19 protein-coding genes and 2 tRNA genes are annotated in these 17,270 nt (G+C 34.2%); 9 read left to right on the forward strand and 12 right to left on the reverse strand.

Going from position 1 to position 17,270, the window contains the following annotated elements; all coding sequences use genetic code 11:
* Positions 1 to 9: 9 nt before the first annotated feature.
* The 3 genes from D7004_RS08840 to D7004_RS08850 form a co-directional block, all read right to left on the reverse strand.
* Positions 10 to 723 (reverse strand): LytR/AlgR family response regulator transcription factor, encoded by a 714-nt coding sequence (locus D7004_RS08840; protein WP_123205508.1) that lies wholly within the window; start codon positions 721 to 723, stop codon positions 10 to 12.
* Entirely contained in the window at positions 720 to 1,727 is a 1,008-nt protein-coding gene (locus D7004_RS08845) for a sensor histidine kinase (protein ID WP_123205509.1), read from the reverse strand. Before D7004_RS08845 ends, D7004_RS08840 begins: the two co-directional genes overlap by 4 nt.
* 93 nt (positions 1,728 to 1,820) lie before the next feature.
* Positions 1,821 to 2,303: a GNAT family N-acetyltransferase gene (locus D7004_RS08850; RefSeq protein ID WP_123205510.1), complete on the reverse strand. Its 483-nt coding sequence runs from the start codon at positions 2,301 to 2,303 to the stop codon at positions 1,821 to 1,823.
* A gap of 88 nt (positions 2,304 to 2,391) precedes the next feature.
* Between D7004_RS08850 and D7004_RS08855 the strand changes: the two genes are divergently transcribed.
* From D7004_RS08855 to D7004_RS08865, 3 genes are all read left to right on the forward strand, one after another.
* Positions 2,392 to 3,033 carry a DUF47 domain-containing protein gene (locus D7004_RS08855; protein ID WP_123205511.1) on the forward strand — a complete coding sequence of 214 codons (642 nt, stop codon included), beginning with the start codon at positions 2,392 to 2,394 and terminating at the stop codon, positions 3,031 to 3,033.
* Between the two features lie 82 nt (positions 3,034 to 3,115).
* A complete protein-coding gene (locus D7004_RS08860; RefSeq protein ID WP_123205512.1) occupies positions 3,116 to 3,391 on the forward strand; it encodes a hypothetical protein in 276 nt (91 codons plus the stop codon).
* 50 nt (positions 3,392 to 3,441) lie between these two features.
* The gene (locus D7004_RS08865) at positions 3,442 to 4,041 is read left to right on the forward strand and encodes a hypothetical protein (protein WP_123205513.1); all 600 of its coding nucleotides are present in this window, start codon (positions 3,442 to 3,444) and stop codon (positions 4,039 to 4,041) included.
* Between the two features lie 276 nt (positions 4,042 to 4,317).
* On the opposite strand, the gene D7004_RS08870 is transcribed toward D7004_RS08865, so the two are convergent.
* The 3 genes from D7004_RS08870 to D7004_RS08880 form a co-directional block, all read right to left on the reverse strand.
* A complete protein-coding gene (locus D7004_RS08870) occupies positions 4,318 to 5,910 on the reverse strand; it encodes a S41 family peptidase (RefSeq protein ID WP_123205514.1) in 1,593 nt (530 codons plus the stop codon).
* Between the two features lie 528 nt (positions 5,911 to 6,438).
* A tRNA-Phe gene (locus D7004_RS08875) sits at positions 6,439 to 6,511 on the reverse strand.
* A 121-nt stretch (positions 6,512 to 6,632) separates the two neighbouring features.
* A tRNA-Phe gene (locus D7004_RS08880) sits at positions 6,633 to 6,705 on the reverse strand.
* Positions 6,706 to 6,936: 231 nt separating this feature from the next.
* On the opposite strand from D7004_RS08880, the gene D7004_RS08885 reads away from it, so the two are divergent.
* Both D7004_RS08885 and D7004_RS08890 read left to right on the forward strand, forming a co-directional pair.
* Complete coding sequence (locus tag D7004_RS08885; RefSeq protein ID WP_123205515.1) at positions 6,937 to 8,232, forward strand: 4Fe-4S dicluster domain-containing protein; 1,296 nt, start codon at positions 6,937 to 6,939, stop codon at positions 8,230 to 8,232.
* 123 nt (positions 8,233 to 8,355) lie between these two features.
* Complete coding sequence (locus D7004_RS08890; RefSeq protein WP_123205516.1) at positions 8,356 to 9,144, forward strand: (Fe-S)-binding protein; 789 nt, start codon at positions 8,356 to 8,358, stop codon at positions 9,142 to 9,144.
* Between the two features lie 9 nt (positions 9,145 to 9,153).
* Here the strand turns inward: D7004_RS08890 and D7004_RS08895 are convergent, their stop codons facing one another.
* Positions 9,154 to 9,618, reverse strand: a complete 465-nt coding sequence (locus D7004_RS08895) for a hypothetical protein (protein ID WP_123205517.1) — start codon at positions 9,616 to 9,618, stop codon at positions 9,154 to 9,156.
* Between the two features lie 50 nt (positions 9,619 to 9,668).
* Between D7004_RS08895 and D7004_RS08900 the strand changes: the two genes are divergently transcribed.
* Together D7004_RS08900 and D7004_RS08905 are read left to right on the forward strand one after the other, a co-directional pair.
* Positions 9,669 to 10,148, forward strand: coding sequence for an ABC transporter ATPase (locus tag D7004_RS08900; protein ID WP_123205518.1), 480 nt, complete (start codon positions 9,669 to 9,671; stop codon positions 10,146 to 10,148).
* A gap of 93 nt (positions 10,149 to 10,241) precedes the next feature.
* Entirely contained in the window at positions 10,242 to 12,662 is a 2,421-nt protein-coding gene (locus D7004_RS08905) for an AsmA family protein (RefSeq protein ID WP_123205519.1), read from the forward strand.
* A gap of 98 nt (positions 12,663 to 12,760) precedes the next feature.
* Here D7004_RS08905 and mtgA read toward each other — a convergent pair whose 3' ends face one another.
* The gene (mtgA, locus tag D7004_RS08910) at positions 12,761 to 13,483 is read right to left on the reverse strand and encodes a monofunctional biosynthetic peptidoglycan transglycosylase (protein ID WP_123205520.1); all 723 of its coding nucleotides are present in this window, start codon (positions 13,481 to 13,483) and stop codon (positions 12,761 to 12,763) included.
* Positions 13,484 to 13,611: 128 nt separating this feature from the next.
* Between mtgA and D7004_RS08915 the strand changes: the two genes are divergently transcribed.
* Positions 13,612 to 14,316, forward strand: coding sequence for an SDR family oxidoreductase (locus D7004_RS08915; RefSeq protein WP_123205521.1), 705 nt, complete (start codon positions 13,612 to 13,614; stop codon positions 14,314 to 14,316).
* A 256-nt stretch (positions 14,317 to 14,572) separates the two neighbouring features.
* Here the strand turns inward: D7004_RS08915 and rplI are convergent, their stop codons facing one another.
* From rplI to rpsF, 3 genes are read right to left on the reverse strand one after another with little or no spacing between them, the layout of a single operon-like run.
* Positions 14,573 to 15,016: a 50S ribosomal protein L9 gene (gene rplI, locus D7004_RS08920; protein WP_123205522.1), complete on the reverse strand. Its 444-nt coding sequence runs from the start codon at positions 15,014 to 15,016 to the stop codon at positions 14,573 to 14,575.
* Between the two features lie 11 nt (positions 15,017 to 15,027).
* Positions 15,028 to 15,291, reverse strand: coding sequence for a 30S ribosomal protein S18 (rpsR, locus tag D7004_RS08925; protein ID WP_056093004.1), 264 nt, complete (start codon positions 15,289 to 15,291; stop codon positions 15,028 to 15,030).
* Entirely contained in the window at positions 15,291 to 15,647 is a 357-nt protein-coding gene (gene rpsF / locus D7004_RS08930) for a 30S ribosomal protein S6 (RefSeq protein WP_056871348.1), read from the reverse strand. The genes rpsR and rpsF overlap by 1 nt, the downstream gene beginning before the upstream one ends.
* Positions 15,648 to 15,932: 285 nt before the next feature.
* Here rpsF and D7004_RS08935 point away from each other — a divergent pair, with 285 nt between their 5' ends.
* The gene (locus D7004_RS08935; RefSeq protein ID WP_148042777.1) at positions 15,933 to 16,487 is read left to right on the forward strand and encodes a syntaxin family protein; all 555 of its coding nucleotides are present in this window, start codon (positions 15,933 to 15,935) and stop codon (positions 16,485 to 16,487) included.
* A gap of 109 nt (positions 16,488 to 16,596) precedes the next feature.
* Here D7004_RS08935 and D7004_RS08940 read toward each other — a convergent pair whose 3' ends face one another.
* A complete protein-coding gene (locus D7004_RS08940; protein ID WP_123205524.1) occupies positions 16,597 to 17,190 on the reverse strand; it encodes a hypothetical protein in 594 nt (197 codons plus the stop codon).
* Positions 17,191 to 17,270: the final 80 nt, after the last annotated feature.

Below are 17,270 nucleotides of genomic sequence, written 5' to 3' on the forward strand. Positions count from 1 at the left end.
TGCAACACTTCATTTTTTCTCCTTTACGATTTTAAAAAATTCTTCCCGGTAAGTATCTCCTATCGGGATGGATTGCTCGCCGATATACAATGCATTTCCATCAACCATTTTTATTTTTTCGAGGGAGATAATGTATGATTTATGTACCCTGCAAAAAGGTGGATGCGGCAACTGCGTTTCTAATTCTCTTAAAGATTGATACGTAATAATACGTTGATTTGCAGTATAAACCGAAACATAATTTTTCAGTCCTTCTATGTACAGAATTTCGTTATAATTTACCTTTATAAACTTGTTTTTAGTATCGCCTTTTATGAAAATAAAATCGCTGGTTGTTGTAATTTGCTGAACAGCTTCTTGCGGTGTGGGCGATATCATTTGCTGTGCCTTTTGTGCCGCTTTGTAAAACCTTTCGTAAGAAATTGGTTTTAAAAGATAATCTACCACATCTAAATCAAAACCATCTAAAGCATATTCGGGGTAGGCTGTTGTTAAAATGACTTTACATTTATCACCACAAATTTTTAAAAACTGAATGCCAGTTAATTCGGGCATTTGAATATCTAGAAAAACTAAATCAACTTTTCCATCCTGCACCAAACTCAATGCTTCAAATGCATTTGTTGTTGTGGCAACCAAAGTTAAAAAGGGTGTTTTATTGATAAATGTTGCAATGATATCCGAAGCATAGGCTTCATCATCTACAGCGAGGCAGCGAATCATAAATGTATTATTAAAGTGGTTTTATAAGTGTTGCCGTTGTTAGAAATAAGCAGCTCATGTTTTTCGGGATAAATTAAATCTAACCTTCGTTGTATATTAACCAAACCAATACCGCTTGAAAGGTCTTTTTGAGCATGGCTAATTTTATTGCTTACTTCAAAGCTTAACCGCTTATTTTGTACCTTAAGCTTAATGCGAATGGGTTGTTTTTCATCATCAATTGTGCCGTGCTTAAAAGCATTTTCTACAAAAGGGATTAACACTAGAGCTGCAATTTTTTGGTGTAAAACACCCTCAGTTGTAAAATTGACATAAAAGCGGGGTTCAAATCTCATTTTAAAAAGTTCAATATAACTTTCTAAATAGTCAACTTCTTTGGCAAGGCTCATCATCCCATCAGGACTATCATTCAGCGTATAACGCATCAAATCAGAAAGACGCAATACAGCATTTGCCAACTTATCAGAAACTGGAATTGCGAGCGAGTAGATATAATTTAATGTATTGTACAAAAAATGAGGATTTATCTGCGATTTTAGAAATGCAAGTTCGGCTTTTACCACTTCATCTTTTAGTCGCCTATTGGTTGTTTCTGCTTTGAAATTTTGCACAACACTATAAACCGCAGCCGGAATAACGAAAAAGGCTATGCTATAATAAATATTATCAGAAATATATTTAGTCGCCAAAGTATCGTCAGAATAGTTTTTCATCCCAAACCATTCGAAATATAAAATTTGTTCAATTAAATACCTCATTCCAATAAAAATAGCGATGGTAAATATTAGCGCTGCAATAAGCTGAACAATTTTTCCTCGCTTTAAGAATGATGGATAAACCCACAGATAGCAAATATAAAATTCTACAATCTGTATAAAATTCATCGAAATATCGAAAGCTGATTCTCTTAATGTTACACCTTTAATTAATGTTTCTCCATAAAAATAGGCCAATACGGCTATCCAGCAAACTAAATGAATTAATGTGGTTTTAGTTTTCTTCATGCTATAAACCTATGCATACATTTCTTTAAATCTCATTTTGTTATTCCAACATGCTATTAATTTATCCCAACTGCCTATTTTCTATTCTTAAATTTATAAAACAAGCAGCATCCAAACATTACAAGCAAAATGCCCCGAATTGCCAAGTGGCGATTCGAGTTTTTTAAAGCCAGCTTTTTCATACATGCCAATCGCGGTGGCAAGTTCGGGGAAAGATTCTAAATACATTTCGTTGTAGCCAAATTGCTGTGCAGATTCTATACTTTTCTGCATTAACATTTTTCCAATTCCTTTTCCTCTTGCAGCTGCAGATAAATAGAACTTCACCAATTCTACACAGCCATCTGGCAATCCATCTGTTGGATAAATACCGCAACCACCAAGCAATACACCATCTTCTTCTGCCAGCCAATAAGCCGAACCTTCTTTTTCAAAAACTTCAAATAAATCGTCTGTTGTAGGGTCGGTGTAAACTGTGCCAGGTTTATCTATCTTAAATTCTCTAAAAACTACGCGAATTAACTCAGCCAATTCCTGATTATCCCGTTTCTCAATTTTCCTGATTAGAAGACCCATACTTATACATTAAAACTTATCAAAATAATACACAATTTATGTTTACTTAATATACCAAAGGTACATTTACTAATATTTAATAGTCAACATGAATCAGATATTTAGCTTATTTATTCCAAAGGATAAAACTTTTCAACCACTGTTTGAAGAAGGCGCAACAAACCTGTTTAACATTTCTGAAGCTTTGGTGCTTTTTATCCGTTCTAAAGATAAAGAAGGAAAGATAAAGCTTGCAAAAGAAATTAAAGCTTTAGAATTGGTTGGAGATAAAGCAACTGATAAAATTTACGAAGAGCTTAATAAAAATTTTATTGTTCCTTTTGATAAACAGGATGTACATGCACTTGCCACTAAAATAGATGATATTGCTGATGATATTTTAGCTGCTGTGCTCAACATGGAACTTTATCAACTCGATACCTCAAACGAGGCAATGTTGAAACTGGGGGAAATTATCGCAAAAATGTGTAGTGAGTTGGCTATCGCGATAAAGGAAATAAAACATTTTAAAAACAAGCAACTCATTGTAGATATCTGCTTTAATGTTGGGCAATTAGAAAGCAAAGCCGACAGACTTTACGAACAGGCAATTTCGTTGCTTTTTGATAACGAAGCGGATGCAATTTCTTTAATCAGGCAATCAGATATTTTAAGTCAGTTAGAGAAAACCACCGATAAATGCGATGATTTGGCAAATGTGATAGAAACCATCTTCTTAAAAAACGCTTAAATTCTAAGTTAGGTTCCGGAAATATTTTACGATTGCAAAACAAAAGGCAATTCACAAACCTTTGTTAGGTAAAAGAATTATTATGGAAAATTTAGATAACAACCCCGAAGAATCAAAAGCACATCCAAAACCATCTGATGATGCTCAATCGCAAGTAGAAACCATCATTCCTTCAACCGAATCAGAAGAGAGTACAACCACTAAAGTTAAAGAGCAGGAGGCTGAAGAACCTACATCGACTGAAAAAGAAGAGGACGCGGATAAAGAGCAAAGCGAGGAGCCGAAACAAAATTCAGATAAGTCTGAAGATAATGAAGAGGATGATAAAGGCGACGACATTGAAACGGTTAGTGTATAAGAATTACTAAATCATTAAAATAGTTTTATTAATTTACCGTTATGACTAACATGAAAAAGACTCTATTGCTTTGCTTATTAACCATCTCGATATTTAGTTGCGGGATAAATAAGCAGGCCCAACAAATTAAAGCACTCGAAGATTGCACCTATAAAATTAAGAATGTAAACCAAATTACCTTAGCAGGAACTGATTTAAAACGCTTAATAGACCAACAAGATTTCAATTTGGCAAGCTTACCTGGTGTTGCTTTAGGTTTGCTTAGAAAAGATATTCCTTTAAGAGCAAATCTTAACTTGGAGATAACAAATCCATCTGCAAACCTTGCGGCAATTAATCAGTTTGAATATAAAATTTTGGTAAACAATACAGATTTAGCCGAAGGTTTCGTAAACCAGGCGGTTAGCATTCCGCAAGGACAAACGGTTACCGTGCCAATACAAATGGGTAGCAATATTTATGGCTTAATTTCTAACGGAAACGTTTTAAGTGATATTATGAAAGCTGCTCAGAGAGGCTCTAAAAGTGATGAGAAATTAGGTTTACTTACGATTAAGATTAAACCAACATTTATGATAGGCAATACACCTGTGAAATATCCGGGTTATATCACCATAAATAAAGACATCACCAATAAGATATTGCTTTAAAACACCAACAAACCGAAATAAAAAAGCTGGTCGCGACATGTAAATGTTTCGACCAGCTTTTTTTTATAAAATTATTTAACCAGCCTGAGTTTGATTCTTAACTTAATATTTTGCTGTTTTATCTCCGTATAGCATGTACTAACTTCTTGCAGAATTGATTTGAGCATCTTTCCTGCAAATCAGACCCTGAAATAAATTCAATATGACATAAACTAAAAAAAGCAGCTTATTAAAAATGTTAAGGAAAATTATTAATCGAGCTCAAGTTAATTAGGTTTAAAATTTATGGCGAGGAGTTTTAACCATTCCTTTAAAACTATTTTGATCTAAGCTTTCTGAAACTTCCTTAGTTTCTGCAACCGATAATTTTGATTGTAGTGATGCAGATTGTGTACTTAAACTTCCCGTTCTAGCTGGTGTGGTTACAAAATTTCCGTTTTTTGGGTATAGTAAGGCGTAAGATAATAAAGTTTCCGTTTCATCTCCCCAAGCTTTGGTTAAATCTTCAAACGCGTCTTTATCAACGGTTAAACCAGCATAATAACCACCTGTACCTGATTGATTTTTAGTTTCAAACTCGGGAATATACATATCAACCTTATCAATTTTAATTGGAAAAAAGCCAACTGGTTTACCATAAGTTGTTGTGCCGATTAACTTTACATCCATTACAGGTTTTAGGCTGTTTACGGTTAACTCACTTGCAGAAGCTGTAGCGCCTGTTACTATAAAATAAACCCTGCTTAAATTTAGTGTACCCGATTTGGCGAATTTTTCAATATTATCTGATGAGGTAGATGAATAATCCAAATCTGCATAGGTTGCATATTTACCGTTTATGCCACTTGTAAAAGTTTGGAGTTTACCTTGGTCATCAGTTAAAGGTTGCTGAGCCAAAATAGAGGCCTTTCTTTGAGTAGCCGTTAAATTTTGCAGAAAGGTATTATAATAGGTTGTGTACATCACATTTCCATTCTGTGCAGCAGGAGCTAAAATATTTATCAACTGAGTTGCTGTGCTAACGTATCCGCCACCATTATACCTTAAATCTACAATAAGCTCAGTAACGCCTTGGCTTGCAAAATTTGAAAAAGCCGAATTTATTGCAGCTGAGGCATTATTGGTAAAGCTATTAAATACAATATAACCAACCTTTTTAGTGCCGGCGGTGTAAACTCCGGTATATAAAATCGGATTGACCGTATAGGTGGCTCTTGTTACCGTAACACTTTTAGAAACTCCTGCTAAATCTGTAAAAGTTAAACTTATACTAGCGTTTGTACCGAATAAAGCATCGTTTAGAAAGGTAAGGTTGTTTGATGTATAGGAAAGCGAAGTTCTGCCATTTACGGCGGTGATTTTGCAACCCCTTGTTAAGCCTTGCTGACTAGCTGGAGAATTCGGATAGACATATTTTACCCGCAAATCGGTTAATGTATTATAATCTGCAGAAAAACCATAATCGTTTTCTGTACCATTTACATCTGCCTTCAAAGAAGCTTTTTTACCCGTAGTACCGTAATCAAAAAACGAATATTTTGGAGATGTGCTATTGCTTACGTACTCGTAAGGCCGGCCTGTAGTCGGATTTAGCGAGTACTGCGTTAAAGCATATAATTCTGTTTCGTTTGAACTAAAGCTTCTGGGTTTAAATGCATCGTAAGTTGGTAAGGATGTATTCCAATAATACAATTCTTTGGCATACAAAAAGATAGAATCCTTAGTAAGCTCATCTCTTGTACCTGTAATAGTGGTAACTGGTGGCACTGGAGGTACTACAGGTGCTGGATCACTTTTTTTACAGCCAAAGGTTATAGAAACAAATGCGATTAAAACCGCTGAAAAATATTTTATGCGCTGTGGTATCATAACGGACGATAATCAAATTTATAAAATGGTATATACGTTTAAACTTGGTTAAAAGTTTAGGCAAAAGGTATTTACCAAATAATACGTGTACTAATTTAAACTTATAATTTTAAATAGTTGCCGAAGTTTTGTTAAATGCAAAAATTTAACGTTTAAAACAGAAGACCTTTCATTGCTGAAAGGCCTTCGCTGTAACAAATAGGGATGTTTAATGCCACAGGTTATTTCAGTCCTTCTACCAACTGAAAATATTTTATGATGTTTAACACAATCAAATAAATTTTAAAAAAATCGGCGAAATGCCGTTTTCTTAATTTTAAATCGTTCAACTGAAATAAATATAAAAATTAAATAAATTTTGATTTGTTAAAGTAGATGTAGGGCCTTATTTAGTCGATAATTGATGACCTTCTGAAGATTAGTATCACAAAATACAGAACATTTCAACTCAAATTTTGACTGGGCTGCAAAGACAAAAGCTAACAACCAAAAAAAGCCATTCATATAGAATAGCTTTTTGTTAGAAAGTGGTGCCACCTGGATTCGAACCAGGGACACAAGGATTTTCAGTCCTTTGCTCTACCGACTGAGCTATGGCACCTCCCATTTGGGATTGCAAATGTAGTATCTTTTTTTTCAAATGCAATAAACCTGTAAAATATTTAGCAAAAAAAATGCCTTTAAACCAAAAAAGCCTTTCATTTCTGAAAGGCTTTTGGAAGTGGTGCCACCTGGATTCGAACCAGGGACACAAGGATTTTCAGTCCTTTGCTCTACCGACTGAGCTATGGCACCATCCGTTTGGGATTGCAAATGTAGTGTTCTTTTTCTAAAAGCAAAATTTTATTTTAAAATAGCACATGTATTGCTGATAATCAATTTGTTAATTTTTATATGCGTTTCTAAATAACAGATACAATAAAATTTAGAATCAATACAAACTATCATATTTTTAAATTATTTTATGCATGCATAGTAATTTATTCAAATTAAATATCCTAATTTAGCGTTATTAAGCTATAAAATATGGTAAGCCAAATTATATTTCTGATTTTAACACTAGCAGCTATTGCGCTATTTACAGTTAATTTTCGAAAAATTATTCGCAATATCCGATTGGGTAAAGATGTAAATCGTAACGACCAGCCTACAAAAAGATTCATCACCATGATGCGGGTTGCATTCGGTCAATCTAAAATGATTGTTCGTCCAATCCCAGCTATATTACACTTCTTTGTTTATGCTGGCTTTGTAATTATCAATATTGAAGTATTAGAAATCATGATTGACGGGCTTTTTGGCACTCACCGTGTTTTCCATGGTTTAGGCGGCTTATATGATTTTTTAATTGGCTCATTCGAAGTGCTTGCTTTTACAGTTTTGCTTGCTTGCGTAATCTTCTTTATCCGAAGGAATATTTTAAACATGAAACGCTTCAAAGGTGTAGAAATGACTGCTTGGCCAAAATCTGATGCCAATTACATTTTAATCATTGAAATTTTATTAATGTCTGCATTTTTAATAATGAATGCAGCCGACGCAAAACTTCAAACATTAGGTGCAGGCCATTATATTACTGCTGGTTCATTCCCGGTAAGTCAGTTTTTAATACCTTTATTGCCAAATACCGAAAATGCCTTGATTATATTGGAGCGCAGTTGTTGGTGGTTTCACATTGCAGGTATTTTAGCTTTTTTGAATTACCTACCCTATTCGAAACATTTTCACATTTTGTTTGCCTTTCCAAATACATACTATTCTAATTTAGAGCCAAAAGGTGAATTTACAAATATGGCTTCGGTTACTAATGAAGTTAAAGCCATGCTCGATCCATCTTTTGTACCTGCTGAAACTGAGCCAGGAAAATTTGGCGCTAAAGATGCAACCGACTTAAGTTGGGTAAACTTGATGAATGCTTACACTTGTACTGAATGCGGACGTTGTACTTCGGTTTGTCCGGCAAACATTACAGGTAAACTTTTATCTCCCCGAAAAATAATGATGGATACCCGCGACAGAATTACTGAAGTTGGTAAAAATATCGACAAGCATGGTGTTGGTCATGATGACGGAAAAGCTTTATTGGATGATTACATTAGCAGGGAAGAAATTTGGGCTTGTACCAGTTGCAATGCCTGTGTAGAAGCTTGCCCAGTTAACATAGATCCCTTACAAATTATTATGGAGTTACGTAGATTTGCTGTAATGGAAGAATCACAAGCACCTGCGAGCATAAATGCAATGATGGGAAATATAGAAAATAACCAGGCGCCATGGAAATACTCACCTGCAGACCGATTCAACTGGGCAGAAGGAAACTAGATTAATAAATAAAAAAACTGAACACGGCATCAAATCTTGAAACTCGCTACTTGATACTTGATACTTGATACTCGATACTTGATACTAATTACTCGATACTAACTACAAATACTCGATACTAAAATGGAATTTAAAGTCCCAACAATGGCCGAATTAATGGCTGCAGGAGAAGAACCTGAAATCTTATTTTGGGTAGGTTGTGCTGGAAGTTACGATGAGCGGGCACAGAAAATTACCCGCGACATTTGTAAAATCCTGCATCACGTTGGAATAAAATATGCTGTTTTAGGCACTGAGGAAAGTTGTACTGGTGATCCTGCAAAAAGAGCTGGAAATGAATTTCTGTTTCAAATGCAAGCCATGACTAACATTGAGGTACTAAATGCCTACAACATAAAAAAGATTGTTACAGGTTGTCCTCATTGCTTTAACACCATTAAAAACGAATATCCCGGTTTAGGCGGTAGTTACGATGTAATTCACCACACGCAATTAATACAGGATTTAATTAACGATGGCAAGTTAAAAGCCGAAGGTGGAGAAAGCTTCAAAGGCAGAAAAATTACTTATCACGATCCTTGTTATCTTGGTCGTGCAAATGGAATTTACGAAGCGCCAAGAAAAGCACTAGAAGTATTGGATGCCGAATTGGTTGAGATGAAACGTTGCAAAAGTAACGGACTTTGCTGTGGCGCTGGTGGAGCACAAATGTTTAAAGAACCTGAAAAAGGAAACAAAGATATTAATGTAGAGCGCATTGATGAAGCATTACAGACTAACCCGCAAGTTATTGCAGCAGGTTGCCCTTTTTGTATGACGATGTTAAGCGATGGAGTTAAATTAAAAGATAAAGAACAAGAGGTTAAGGTTTTAGACATTGCAGAAATTACAGCAAGGGCAAATGGATTGTAATTTATAAACTTAAGGCTTGGTAATCTTTGTTAAGTTTTCTCTGATTTGATTTAAATCTTCGGCTTCAATATTTTTTAATGGAATAACTACACAGGTTCCCATCGAATCTACATCGCCCTTTTTATCATTGTAAGTTTGTACAATAACATCATCATTTTTGGTTCTTAAATATAACTGACCGGATGTAGTTGTTCCGTAGTAATCCAAATCCTTAAACTTAGCGAGTTTAAAAGCAAAATATTCTATTTTTCCATTCGTAAAATAGCGTTTATATCTGCAGAATCCATTGTTGGTAAAATTTAGTTCATACTTCTTCACTACACTATTTTCCTGACTAAAATCATAGTGGTCGCTAAAGCTTTTCTGTAAAAATGAAGTATAATCTTCCAACGTATCGTTGAGGGAAAAAGCTGTCAAAAACAAACAAAAGGCAGGAATTAAAAGTAATTTCAAGCAGAATGTAAACTTTTTCATAGGGAAAGCAGTTTGATGATAACAAGTTAATTAAATTGATAAATTTGTTTATGATTTTTTCTCCACAATCCAGGGTTTGGATATATCAAAGCAACCGAAAGTTCACTTCTACCGAAGAAGTAGAAATTCTGCAAAAACTCGAAGCGTTTACTAGTCAATGGAAAGCACATGGAAACGAATTGCTGGCAAAAGCAGAAATCAGGTATGGCTTTTTTATTATTTTAACCGTTGATGAAAGTCAGGCTAACGTTACTGGTTGTTCTATTGATAGTTCGGTGAGAATTATTAAAGATATTGAACTCGCTTATCAGGTCGATTTATTTAATCGCTTTAACATTGCTTATAAAATTGATAATGAAGTACACGTTCAAGGTAAAGAAGATTTTGAAACATTGGTAAATATCAAAAATGTAACGCCTGAAACCATTGTTTTTAACAACATGGTTCAAAATTTAGATGAATTGCAAACCAAGTGGGAAGTTCCATTTAAGAATAGCTGGCATGCCTCAGTATTTGCGCATTTACTGTAAAATGTTTTTAAGTAAATCTTTATTTAAATAATTTTACGGCAGCAAACAATATTGTTTATAAAAGCTTTATATTACAGATTATAAATAATTTGTATGGCACGTTGGCTTAAAATTTCATTAAGAATTTTATCTATTTTTATCGGTCTGATTATTGTAATCTGGCTTGCTGGTGCATTTTACATCAATCGAAATAAAAAAGAAATTCTTGCATCAATACTAGAACAAGCAAATAAAAATCTGAACGGTCAGGTAACTGCGTCTGATATGGAACCAACCTTGTTAAAAGGTTTTCCTGGTATATCTGTATCGTTAAAAAATGTTTCGCTTAAAGATAGCTTGGTTAATATTCATAAACACGAACTACTAAAAGCAGAAGATATTGATGTTTCATTAAACGTTTTTTCGTTAATTGCTGGCAATACAAAAATTAACAGAATTACAATTAATAACGCTTCTGTTTATCTTTTTACCGATAGTAATGGTTACAGCAACACCAATTTATTTAGGAAAAAGAGTAAAAGTACTGAACCTGAAAAAGGTAATTCCGCGGCATTAGAAGTAAAGAAGATAGATTTTAATAATGTAAATTTTGTTGTAGATAATCAGCAGAAACACAAACTTTTCGATTTCGCGATTAACGAAGTGAACGGAAAAATTAATTATCCTGATTCTGGTTGGGTTGGAACAATGAAGTTAAACACTTTGGTTAAAAGCTTCTCATTTAATACCAAGAGAGGAAGTTTTTTAAAGGATAAAATCTTAAAAGGAACTTTATCATTCCATTACAGCAAGGAAACCGAAGAGGTTACAATCGAGCCTAAAAGACTTGATATTGGCAAATATCCTTTTACCATCGGCGCTAAAATTAATTTGAAAGAGAAATCTGGAGGTTTTGCAATTAGTATTGCTGTTGATGATATTTTATACAAAGATGTGGCTCTACTACTGGCACCAAATATTTCTAGTAAACTACTAAAATTCGGAATAGAAAAACCAGTATCAATCCGCGGTAATATTATTGATGATGGAAACCCGGTTCACAAAGACCCTTTAATTAAAGTTGGAATAAAAGTAAGAGATAACGTTGTAACCATCCCAGCCGGAACGCTAACTGCTTGCAATTTTGATGGCTCTTTTACCAATCAAGATACTGTTGGAGGTACAATTGGTGATGAAAACTCATCTATAAAATTTGTAAAATTAACGGCCAATTATTTTAATGCGCCTTTAAAGATAGATTTATTTACAGTAAACAACCTGGCTCGCCCTATTGCTACAGGATTGGTTACGTCGCAATTTCCCTTATCCAACCTCAACAACTCTATTGGTACAAATGATTTCGAATTTAAAAATGGCACAGCCAATTTAAGTTTATATTGCAAAGCCGATATTGATAATTTCCGGTTCACTAAACCCGTTTTTTCGGGCAAAATTCAAATAGCCGATGCAGATATTCTATACATCCCACGCAAATTGCATTTGGTTAAAAGTGCCTTGAACATCAATTTCGATCAGAATAATTTATCGATAAAAAATGGTCATTTCCAGTTAGGCAAAAGTGAACTGAATGTAGATTGTGATATTGCTAATTTTGCTAATTTGTATTATACCGACCCGGATAAAATAGTTGTAAACCTTAAAATGTATAGCCCACAGCTTTACCTTAATGAGTTTTTACCATTCTTAGGTCCGAGAGTTGCGCTGAAGAAAGCTAAATCAACTGGCCCAACGAAAACGGCGTCAAAGCAGTTAAGCAATGTTTTAGAAGTGTCGAAAATGAATATTCGTTTGGTTGTTGATAAAGCTATTTATGATAAGTTTACTGCGAAAAATTTAGATGCAGATATTGCACTTCGGGGAGAAGGCATTTATTTCAATAAGATAAGTGTAGCTCATGCAGGTGGCTTACTCAATCTAAATGGCACGATTATTCAAGAACCAAACTCGAATAATTTCAAACTAAGCTCAAAGATTAGCCATGTAAGTGTTAAAGATTTTTTTTACTCTTTTGATAATTTCGGACAAAACAGCATTACCAATAAAAACCTGAAAGGTTATTTGTCATCAACGGTAAATATATCGGGCAGAATATCGCAAGCAGGAAAAATCCTTCCAAGGTCTATAAATGGGAAGGTTATTTTTAACCTTAAAAACGCCGCTTTAGTTAATTTCGAACCATTGGAAAAAGTAGGTAAACTTGCTTTTGCAAATCGCAATTTATCAAATATTGAAATCCCGAATTTAGATGGCACTTTAACCGTTAGAGGAGATAAAATAGAAATTAGTCCGATGCAAATTAATTCAAGTGTTTTAAACCTAAATGTTAAAGGAATTTATGGTTTAACAGCTGGAACCAATATCGAAATGGATATTCCTTTAAGAAATCCGAAAGGAGATGAAAACCTTGACAGAAAACAAAAACGCGACGCCAGAATGCGAGGTATTGTGTTACACCTAAAAGCCTTTGAAGAAAAGGGTGAATTAAAAGTTAAGTGGAATAGAGATCATGATTAAGGATGTAAAATGGATAATGGAACTGAGAAAAAGCTACAGATCCATCTCCCCTTTTAAATATTCCATTTTACATCTTCCATTCTACATCATCCATCCTTTTAAAAATCTAACGGCCCAAGCCTCTTCATATTTCTTAAAATTAAGTATTGCCGATGCCTGATGTACGGTGTTGCATTTTTCGGCGACCATCTTCTAGGATTTGGAAAGCATGCGGCAATTAATGCAGCCTGATTTCGTGTTAATTTAACACACGATTTTCCATAGTATTCTTGAGCAGCGGCTTCCGCACCATAAATCCCATCGCCCATTTCTATTACATTCAGGTAAACTTCTAGAATGCGTTCTTTACTCCAAAAAATTTCGATTAAAAGTGTAAAGTAAGCTTCGAAACCTTTTCTTATCCAAGAGCGACCAGGCCATAAAAAAACATTTTTAGCAGTTTGCTGAGAAATGGTACTCCCACCTTTCACTTTTTTCCCTTTGGCATTGCTTGCAAAAGCCTTTTCTATGGATTTAAAATCAAAACCAATATGTTGAAGAAATAATTGGTCTTCGGCAGATACTGCAGCCCGTTTCATATTATTTGATATATTTTCAAATTTCACCCACTTCTTTTCTATTTTAAAAGATTTACCATCTGCTTTACGTTCCAAATTCCGTAGCACCATTAATAACGTAATGGGTGGATTAATAAAACGTAGTGCAATAACCCAAAATACCGAAACCAGCAAAAAGTAGATAAAAACCTTAGTGGCAATATTTGTCGCTTTTTTGATGAATGGATGCTTGGTTTTTGCTTTTGAAACTCTAGGTTTTGCCATTTGGCAAAGTTAATAAAATCTTTATCTCATGATAATTTGATAGTAAGGTTAATGACAATTGATCAACCTTATTTAAATGAATATTAAACATATTTGCTTTTCGAACGTTGAATAAATAAAGATTTATTATGAGCATAAAAGTAGCCCTGGTAACAGGAGGAAGTAAAGGAATAGGATTTGGAATAGCGGAAGCGTTATTAAAAAATGGCTATAAAGTTGCCATCACCAGTAGAACGCTAAATGCAGCAAACGAAGCCGCATCATCATTGGTACAGCATGGCGATATTTTAGCAATAGAATCGGATGTTAAAGACTTTCAGTCGCAACAAGAGGCTGTTAATTTAATTGTACAAAAATGGGGTCAATTGGATGTTTTAATTGCAAATGCAGGTATCGGACATTTTGCACCAATAGATGAAATTAGTCCTGAGCAATGGCTAGAAACTATTGATACTAATTTAACAGGCGTATTTTATGGTATTAAAGCTTCGGTAGAAGAACTAAAGAAAACTAAAGGAACGATTATAACCATATCTAGTTTGGCTGGAACAAACTTTTTTGCTGGTGGTTCGGCGTACAACGCTAGTAAATTTGGCTTAACAGGATTTACCCAATCGGTGATGCTTGATTTGAGAAAATACGGCGTGAAAGTGAGCACCATAATGCCAGGTTCTGTAGCGAGCCATTTTAACGATCATAATCCAAATGCGGAAGACGATGCATGGAAAATACAACCAGAAGATATGGGTAAATTAGTAGTTGATTTATTGGCTATGCCAGCAAGAACGCTACCAAGTAAAATCGAAATTAGACCGACAACACCGAAGGGATAAAAAAGGATGGAAGATGTGGGGATGGAAAATGGATGATGGTGTATGGAAAATGGTTGATGGATGATGGAAAATGGATGATGATAAATTGTAAAATTGGTTAAATTATTATATTAGAGCTGAACTAACAACCATCATACCTCCTCCATTTTACATTTTTTCCATCTTACATCCTTCCATCTTACATCCTTACATTTTACATCAAAAAAAAGTCCTTTCAGCAAAACTGAAAGGACTTTTTTTATGATTAAAGAATTGCTTATTCAGCAACTACTTCGAAAGGAACCTGAACTTTCACTTCTTTGTGTAAGTTTAAGTTAGCAATATATTCACCAACAAATTTAGGGTCAGTTTCGAAAGTAATACGACGACGGTCAACATCAAAGCCTTGAGCTTTTAATGCTTCAGCAATTTGGATAGTGTTAACAGCACCAAATATTTTTCCGCTTTCGCCAGCTTTAGCACCGATAGAAAGTTTAACATCAGTTAAACGCTCAGCAATACCTTCAGCATCTTTCTTAATTTTATCTTGTTTAAAAGCAGCTTGCTTTAAGTTTTCAGCTAAAACTTTCTTTGCAGAAGCTGTAGCTAAAGATGCAAATCCTTGCGGAATTAAATAGTTACGACCATAACCTGGTTTTACCGTAACGATATCGTCTTTCTCGCCTAATGATTTAATATCTTGTTTTAAAATAATTTCCATATCAAATCCTCCTATTTTAATTGGTCAGCAACGAAAGGTAACAAACCGATGTGACGAGCACGTTTAACGGCCTGAGCCACTTTGCGTTGAAATTTTAACGAAGTACCAGTTAAACGGCGTGGTAATAATTTACCTTGATCGTTAATAAATTTTAACAAAAAGTTTGCGTCTTTGTAATCAATGTATTTAATACCGTTTTTTCTGAAACGGCAATATTTTTTACGGTTATCCTCTACTTTAGGGGCAGTAACGTATTGTATTTGTTCTCTTGCCATTACGCTGCAACCTCCTTAGTTTTTTTGTTAAACGCACCGCTGCGTTTTTTTGCGTTGTATGCTACTGCATGTTTATCTAACCTGATGGTTAAAAAACGAAGCACACGCTCATCGCGTTTTAATTGTAATTCTAATTTAGCAATCAAGTCACCCGGAGCACTATACTCGGTTAAGTTGAAAAATCCGTTAGATTTTTTAGCGATCGGATACGCTAATTTTCTCAAACCCCAATTGTCTTCATGGACAATTTCGGCACCGCCATCAGTAAGAACAGCTTTGAATTTAGCTAATGCCTCTTTCGCAACTTCTTCTGATAACAACGGGGTTAGAACGATAACAGTTTCGTACTGATTCATTGTTATATAATTTAATTTTTTTAATCCCGAGGTATATTACGGGGATGCAAAAGTAGCAATATATTTCTTTAAATCAAACGTTTAGTTAAAAAAATTGGCATTGTTTTTAAATAAAAGTTTATGATATCTGTTTGATTCACAGCCTAAAAATTTCTCAGCTATTGCGATTAGTGCACCAAACTTAACTTTCTAAAGTTCTTTCATCAATTTCAAATTTCTAATCCGAGCAAATCGGCTTAGTTTTTGATTGCACAAAAACTAAATTTATAGCAAAACTCCCTTTTTATGATGAACAGATCCCTAACATTGAATTACAAAATTTCTTTTTACTTTTTAGCGCTATGCACGGTATTGTTCTCAGCCTGTTCTGAAACGCCCGAAAAATTCTTCGATATAGCAATCCTTAACACCAACATGATTAATGATTTCGCAAGCCCAGATTTAGCACGGCACATTAATGATGAAACAACAGAGTTTCCAGATATCCCATCAAGTAAGAAAAAGGGCAATGAGGCCGAAACAGGTATCAAAAATAAAATTCTATACCTCGAACAATCATTAGAAAAAGTTAAAGCACTTTCTCCTTCTGGTAAGGATGAAGAAGAGATTAAAAAACTATCGATGCAATTGTATGAAATGGTAATACCAGTTTACAAAAATGAATACCTAACATATGCTAAAATTTGTGATAAGCATGGTAGTCAGACCGTAAAAGATGAAATTGTAAATAAAATAGACCAGCAATACGGCCAACGCTTTGAACAAAACTACAATGCATTAATGGACAAAGGAAAAGCTTATGCTAAAGAAAACAACATCCAGGTAAATTGGGGAAAATAACACAGTTCATCTTTACTCAGATAACATCGAATCTATCATAGTATTTTCAAAATAGAAAAAGGGGATAATCTAGCAGACTATCCCCTTTTTAATAAAAATATTTTTTGAATTAGCGAATTGCAATTGTTTTTAATACTTCCTGATTTTTAGCTCTTACAACAAAAGTTAATTCTTTACCAAACGTTTTACTAGTGTTAAATTTCTTAACTAATTTAGCTTTATCAGTAAATGTTTCATTGTAAAGTTCTTCATTATATTCGTTTAAAATTTGAACTTCAACAGGACCTTTATCTGCGTTATCTAAAGATAATGTTAACATAGATTGCTCTTGAGTAAACACAGGCTTTAAAAGTTCAGTTACTTTGGGTGCAGAAACGACAGCCTTATCATTTTTTATTACGATTGTATATTCAGCAACTTTAGCTTCGTAGGCTACATTTAGCACATATTCTCCATCAGGCAATGCATTTAAATCGTAAGTTTTAGTAGAAGCGCCTTCAGAATGAATGTTTTCTTCGAACAAAACCTGACTATTTAATTCTCTTATAGATAACTTAATATCTGATGCCTCATCAATAGAGAAGCGAATGGATTTGTTATCCTCGCTTTTTACAGTAAGTGTAAAAACATCTTCGTTTGCGTATGTTGCAGAAGCAGTAAACATTGTTGCTGCAATAAGGCTGATTTTTAGTAAATTTTTCATAATCAATAATTTTATGGGGGTTAGTAATTATTTGATAATGCTAAATTACCACTGTTTCAAGCACATACATGATTCAATAT

Origin of the sequence: Pedobacter jejuensis (assembly GCF_003725795.1) — a bacterium.
In the GTDB taxonomy this organism is placed as follows: domain Bacteria; phylum Bacteroidota; class Bacteroidia; order Sphingobacteriales; family Sphingobacteriaceae; genus Pedobacter; species Pedobacter jejuensis.

Bases quoted from the DNA above. Each gene is read 5' to 3' on its own strand.
- D7004_RS08855 (WP_123205511.1), top strand. From the start codon at position 2,392: ATGAATCAGATATTTAGCTTATTTATTCCAAAGGATAAAACTTTTCAA.
- D7004_RS08845 (WP_123205509.1), bottom strand. From the start codon at position 1,727: ATGAAGAAAACTAAAACCACATTAATTCATTTAGTTTGCTGGATAGCC.
- mtgA (WP_123205520.1), bottom strand. From the start codon at position 13,483: ATGGCAAAACCTAGAGTTTCAAAAGCAAAAACCAAGCATCCATTCATC.
- rpsF (WP_056871348.1), bottom strand. From the start codon at position 15,647: ATGAATCAGTACGAAACTGTTATCGTTCTAACCCCGTTGTTATCAGAA.
- D7004_RS08940 (WP_123205524.1), bottom strand. From the start codon at position 17,190: ATGAAAAATTTACTAAAAATCAGCCTTATTGCAGCAACAATGTTTACT.
- D7004_RS08860 (WP_123205512.1), top strand. From the start codon at position 3,116: ATGGAAAATTTAGATAACAACCCCGAAGAATCAAAAGCACATCCAAAA.
- D7004_RS08935 (WP_148042777.1), top strand. From the start codon at position 15,933: ATGATGAACAGATCCCTAACATTGAATTACAAAATTTCTTTTTACTTT.
- D7004_RS08870 (WP_123205514.1), bottom strand. From the start codon at position 5,910: ATGATACCACAGCGCATAAAATATTTTTCAGCGGTTTTAATCGCATTT.
- D7004_RS08890 (WP_123205516.1), top strand. From the start codon at position 8,356: ATGGAATTTAAAGTCCCAACAATGGCCGAATTAATGGCTGCAGGAGAA.
- D7004_RS08885 (WP_123205515.1), top strand. From the start codon at position 6,937: ATGGTAAGCCAAATTATATTTCTGATTTTAACACTAGCAGCTATTGCG.
- D7004_RS08850 (WP_123205510.1), bottom strand. From the start codon at position 2,303: ATGGGTCTTCTAATCAGGAAAATTGAGAAACGGGATAATCAGGAATTG.
- D7004_RS08840 (WP_123205508.1), bottom strand. From the start codon at position 723: ATGATTCGCTGCCTCGCTGTAGATGATGAAGCCTATGCTTCGGATATC.
- D7004_RS08900 (WP_123205518.1), top strand. From the start codon at position 9,669: ATGATTTTTTCTCCACAATCCAGGGTTTGGATATATCAAAGCAACCGA.
- D7004_RS08915 (WP_123205521.1), top strand. From the start codon at position 13,612: ATGAGCATAAAAGTAGCCCTGGTAACAGGAGGAAGTAAAGGAATAGGA.
- rplI (WP_123205522.1), bottom strand. From the start codon at position 15,016: ATGGAAATTATTTTAAAACAAGATATTAAATCATTAGGCGAGAAAGAC.
- D7004_RS08895 (WP_123205517.1), bottom strand. From the start codon at position 9,618: ATGAAAAAGTTTACATTCTGCTTGAAATTACTTTTAATTCCTGCCTTT.
- D7004_RS08905 (WP_123205519.1), top strand. From the start codon at position 10,242: ATGGCACGTTGGCTTAAAATTTCATTAAGAATTTTATCTATTTTTATC.
- rpsR (WP_056093004.1), bottom strand. From the start codon at position 15,291: ATGGCAAGAGAACAAATACAATACGTTACTGCCCCTAAAGTAGAGGAT.
- D7004_RS08865 (WP_123205513.1), top strand. From the start codon at position 3,442: ATGAAAAAGACTCTATTGCTTTGCTTATTAACCATCTCGATATTTAGT.